General features: G+C 64.5%; 5 protein-coding genes. 2 read left to right on the top strand and 3 right to left on the bottom strand.

The window, feature by feature from the left end; all coding sequences use genetic code 11:
* Nucleotides 1-271 (top strand): MBL fold metallo-hydrolase RNA specificity domain-containing protein (locus ACEW8G_RS00310; RefSeq protein WP_373486461.1); only part of this gene is annotated, 271 nt, incomplete at its 5' end.
* Nucleotides 271-1836, top strand: coding sequence for a cisplatin damage response ATP-dependent DNA ligase (locus ACEW8G_RS00305; RefSeq protein WP_373486460.1), 1566 nt, complete (start codon nucleotides 271-273; stop codon nucleotides 1834-1836). The genes ACEW8G_RS00310 and ACEW8G_RS00305, both read left to right, overlap by 1 nt.
* Nucleotides 1837-1872: 36 nt before the next feature.
* Here the strand turns inward: ACEW8G_RS00305 and ACEW8G_RS00300 are convergent, their stop codons facing one another.
* From ACEW8G_RS00300 to ACEW8G_RS00290, 3 genes are all read right to left on the bottom strand, one after another.
* The gene (locus ACEW8G_RS00300; protein WP_373486459.1) at nucleotides 1873-2550 is read right to left on the bottom strand and encodes a class I SAM-dependent methyltransferase; all 678 of its coding nucleotides are present in this window, start codon (nucleotides 2548-2550) and stop codon (nucleotides 1873-1875) included.
* On the bottom strand, nucleotides 2537-3754 hold the full coding sequence (locus ACEW8G_RS00295) for a DUF3419 family protein (protein WP_373486458.1): 1218 nt from the start codon (nucleotides 3752-3754) through the stop codon (nucleotides 2537-2539). The genes ACEW8G_RS00300 and ACEW8G_RS00295 overlap by 14 nt, the downstream gene beginning before the upstream one ends.
* Nucleotides 3755-3894: 140 nt before the next feature.
* A partial coding sequence (locus ACEW8G_RS00290) for a DUF2254 family protein (RefSeq protein WP_373486457.1) occupies nucleotides 3895-4287 on the bottom strand: 393 nt, incomplete at its 5' end.

Raw genomic sequence — 4287 nt, 5'->3', positions numbered from 1 at the left:
GAGCCGCCGCCTGCCCGATCCGGTCACCGCGATGGCATCGGGCTGGATGCGGGTGCGTGCGCGTGCCCGCCAGCGCGGGGTCGAGCTGCCGCTGATCATCTCTGACCATGCCGACTGGGATGAGCTGACTGACACTATCCGCGAAATCGCCCCGCGCGAGGTGTGGATCACCCATGGCCGCGAGGAGGCGCTGCTGCGCTGGTGCGCGCTCAACCAGGTCAAGGCGCGCGCGCTCGCCATGGTCGGGCGCGAGGAAGAGGAAGAGGGCTGATGCAGGCCTTTGCCGCGCTCGTCACCCAGCTGGGCTATACCCGCTCGCGCAACGCCAAGGTCGCGCTGATCGCCGACTATCTGCGCGCCACGCCCGATCCTGATCGCGGATGGGCGCTGGCGGCGCTCACCGGCGAGGCGGATTTTGCCGCAGTCAAGTCATCGGCGGTGCGCAGCATGGCGATGGAGCGCGTCGATCCCGAGCTGTTCCGGTTGAGCCGCGATTTCGTGGGCGACACCGCAGAGACCGTAGCGCTGATCTGGCCCGAGCGTCTGCCGCCTGCCAACGACCTGCGGCTCGCCGATGCGGTCGATGCACTGGCCAGCGTCACCCGCGCCCGCGCGCCGCAACTGCTGATGGAGATGATGGACCGGCTCGACAGCGCCGGCCGCTATGCGCTGATCAAGCTTGCGACCGGGGCGATGCGGGTCGGCATCTCGGCGCGGCTGGCCAAGACAGCGTTTGCACAAGCCTTTGGTCTCGATGTCGATGCGGTCGAAGAGGTCTGGCACGCGCTCAGCCCGCCTTATGCGAGCCTGTTTGCCTGGGGCGACGGCGGGGCGCGGCCCGACATTGCAGGCACGCCTTATTTCCGCCCGTTCATGCTCGCGCACCCGCTGGAGGACGGCACGGTCGATCTCGCCGATTATGCTGCCGAATGGAAATGGGATGGCATCCGCATCCAGATCGTGCGGATCGGCAACGAAGTCCGCCTGTTCAGCCGGGGCGGCGACGACATCACCCCCGCCTTCCCCGATGTGGCCGCTGCAGTAACCGTGCCCGGCGTGTTCGATGGCGAGCTGCTGGTGCGTGGCGCCGCGCAGATGGGCGAGGCGGCGAGCTTCAACGCGCTGCAGCAGCGGCTGGGGCGCAAAAGCGTCTCGGCCAAGATGCTGGCGGAGGCACCGGCGTTCGTGCGGCTGTATGACCTGCTGATCGATGACGGCGAGGACCTGCGCGCCCTGCCCTGGCACCAGCGCCGCGCACGACTGGAGACGCGGATGGCGGCGCTCCCCGCTGACCGGTTCGATCTGTCGCAGATCATCGAGGCCCCCGATTTCGCCGCGCTGGGCCGCATTCGCGATGGCGCGCGCGATGCCGCGATTGAGGGCGTGATGCTCAAGCGCCTTGACAGCGCCTATGTGCCCGGACGCCGCGTCGGCCTGTGGTACAAATGGAAGCGCGATCCATTGAGCGCCGATTGCGTGATGATGTACGCCCAGCGCGGCAGCGGCAAGCGCTCGTCCTTCTATTCGGATTACACCTTTGGCTGCTGGACCGAGGACGGCGAGCTGGTGCCGGTCGGCAAGGCCTATTCGGGATTTTCCGACGCTGAGCTCAAATGGCTCGACAAATTCGTGCGCCAAAACACGGTGGGTCGCTTTGGCCCGGTGCGCGAGGTCGCCAAGTCGTTGGTGCTTGAGGTCGCGTTCGATTCGATCCATGTATCGAAGCGCCACAAATCGGGCGTCGCCATGCGCTTCCCGCGCATCGCCCGGCTGCGCCGCGACAAGCCCGCCGAGGAAGCCGATACCGTGGCGGCGCTCAAAAAGCTGATCACCTGACGTACGTGTCTGCTCCGCCGCATGACGGGCAAATGATCAGCCCCGGATCACCGCAGATTGGGCGTAGCCGCGATAGAGCGCGCGGGTGTCGGCGAGCATCCCGCGTTCGCGCGCCACGGCTTGCGCGACGTGATCGAGCGTCAACCGGGGCGCGACATAGAAGCGTTCAAGCCAGGCAAACAACGCCGAGCGGAACCAGCGCGGCAGGCCGCCCTGATGGCCGAAATCGACGATATGCAGCGAACCCTCTGGCGCCAGCGCATCGGCCGCCGCCGCGATTGCATGCTCCCAACCGGGGATCATCGACAGCGTGTAAGAACAGAACACCCGGTCAAATCCGGCGATGCCGAACAATCGCTGCGCGCTGAACGCGGTCGCATCGCCGCGTGCCAGCGTGATCTGATGCTGCAGCCCGGCCTTGTCGACCGCCGCTTGCGCGCTTTCCAGCATCGCCGCCGAAATATCAAAGCCATAGAAATGCGCGCGCGGGTAGCGCTTGGCGGCGACAATCAGGTTGCGCCCGGTGCCGCAGCCGACCTCAAGCACCGCGCCGCCATCGGGGGCGTTGAGGTCATCGATCAGTCGGTCGCGGCCAAGCAGGTAATATTTGCGCGTAAAGTCATAAATATGCCGCTGGGTGCGGTAGACGCCGTCCATAACCGCCGCATGGTCACCCTCGGGCGCGGCCTGCGCGCGGCTCTCAGGCGAGGACATACAGGTGAACACCGCCATAGATCGATGAACGATCGCGCGCGGTGAAGCCCAGCGATTCCTGGGCGCGATAATCCCAGCGCGCCAGCAGCGCATCGGGAATACGTCCGGGAAGCAAGCTTGGCTCGGCGGCGGTGCGGAACAGCACGCGGGCGCCGGGGCGGGCGGTGCGGGTGATCTCGGTCCACAGCTGGGTCAGCTGCTGGTCGTTCATCCAGTCCTGCGCGTCGAGCAGGATATAGCGGTCAAGGCTTGCGTCGGCGCTCGCCTGCAGCCGCTCGGTAAAGTTGGCGTGCTCCACCAGCACCCGGCCCGCGCGCGCCTTGATCAGCGAATAATTATCGGCCTGCAGATAGGGCGGCAGCGACTTGTTCATCGCCTTGCCATAGCCGCGCCCGAACGCTTGCCAGGCGAAATAATTGTCCTGAATCTCGAAGTCGCAGGCCAGCTTTTCCAGCCGTTTGCGCAGCACATCGGCCATTTTCTCGTCACCCGCCAGCGCCTCGAATTGCGCAGGCGGAATACCCAGGCCAAACAGCGCGGGCGGTTGATCGGTCAGCCAGCGGACGAACTTCTTGTCGAAAACCGGCGACAGATGCTGCTCAAAAATCGCGCGCTGTTCCTCAAGCGTCTTGGCCTCAAGCATCTTCTTGAGGTCGACCTTGTAAAGCTTTGCCAGCAGGTGCGCGGTGCCGATGAAGCCACCGAGCAGACCGCGCCGATACAGACCCGATTTGAACCCGCCGATCCGTCGCCGGCCGATGAGGTCACGCCCTTCCCAATAGCTGCGCGAGGTCTCGTCGAGCTGCGGGCGGACATGGCTCTTGTAGGCCGCGATGTTGTCGACGTGGTCGGCCTCGGCAAAAAAGCGATGGAAATGCTCGTAATCGGGCAGATGCTGCGCGGCGGCGACTTTGAGCTTGTTGAGCGCGATGTGCGCAGTGTTGAGATCGACCGCGATGATCGCTTCGGGGTCCGCCACCAGATACGACAACACATTGCATCCGCCCGAAGCAATCGTGATGATCCGGCTGTCTGGCTGGATCGCCAGCGCCTCCATATCGACCACCGGGTCTTCCCAGATCTGCGCGTAGACCAGTCCCTTGAAGGCGAAGGCAAAGGCGCGTTCGAACAGACCCTGTTTGCTGACCGTCTTCGACTGGGTCACTGCCTGTACAATCTTGGTGTTACGAACGGTGCCAGCCATGATCCACGCCCCTCTACTTGCATGCACGATTGATGATCGCGCTAGTCGCGCGCGATGACCATCACGTTACGGATTGGCGACACTGACTGTCATAATTGGCGCATGCCTGCGCCATAGCTGTGGATAGCTTTAACCTTGGGTCATTCAACAGGCGCCAGCCCGCTTTGGCGGTAAACGTCTTCCAAAAGTTCGATGTCCTTGCGCGACTCCAGCGCATCACGCGCTCGGCCTAGCGACTCCTGCGCCATCATTCGCGTTGCTTCGCCAAAGCGCGGCGCGTCAAATGCATTGAGCGATGCGAGCGCCCGGATGATACGGATCTGCACCTCAAGATGGCCGGCTGCGTCGCGCGCAATCCAGCGGAATGCATCGATAACAATGTCATCCACGCTGATATGCGGCACATGCAGATGCGGGTAGGCAACCGCTTGCGCGCTTTTGCGGGCTTCGCTGCTCCAGTCGGCGAGGATCCGTAACGTGGTGCCGACCACATCGATGGCGGTGCCCGGATCGTTGATGCCCGGCGACAGCGC

It is taken from the genome of Blastomonas sp. (assembly GCF_041747255.1).
Taxonomy (GTDB): Bacteria; Pseudomonadota; Alphaproteobacteria; order Sphingomonadales; family Sphingomonadaceae; genus Blastomonas.
Note: the sequence above shows the minus strand (reverse complement) of the source record. Positions and strands in the feature narration are given on the sequence as shown.

What these genes read in the sequence shown, in the direction of transcription:
- ACEW8G_RS00305 (WP_373486460.1), top strand. Translation starts at nt 271, where the DNA reads ATGCAGGCCTTTGCCGCGCTCGTCACCCAGCTGGGCTATACCCGCTCG.
- ACEW8G_RS00300 (WP_373486459.1), bottom strand. Translation starts at nt 2,550, where the DNA reads ATGTCCTCGCCTGAGAGCCGCGCGCAGGCCGCGCCCGAGGGTGACCAT.
- ACEW8G_RS00295 (WP_373486458.1), bottom strand. Translation starts at nt 3,754, where the DNA reads ATGGCTGGCACCGTTCGTAACACCAAGATTGTACAGGCAGTGACCCAG.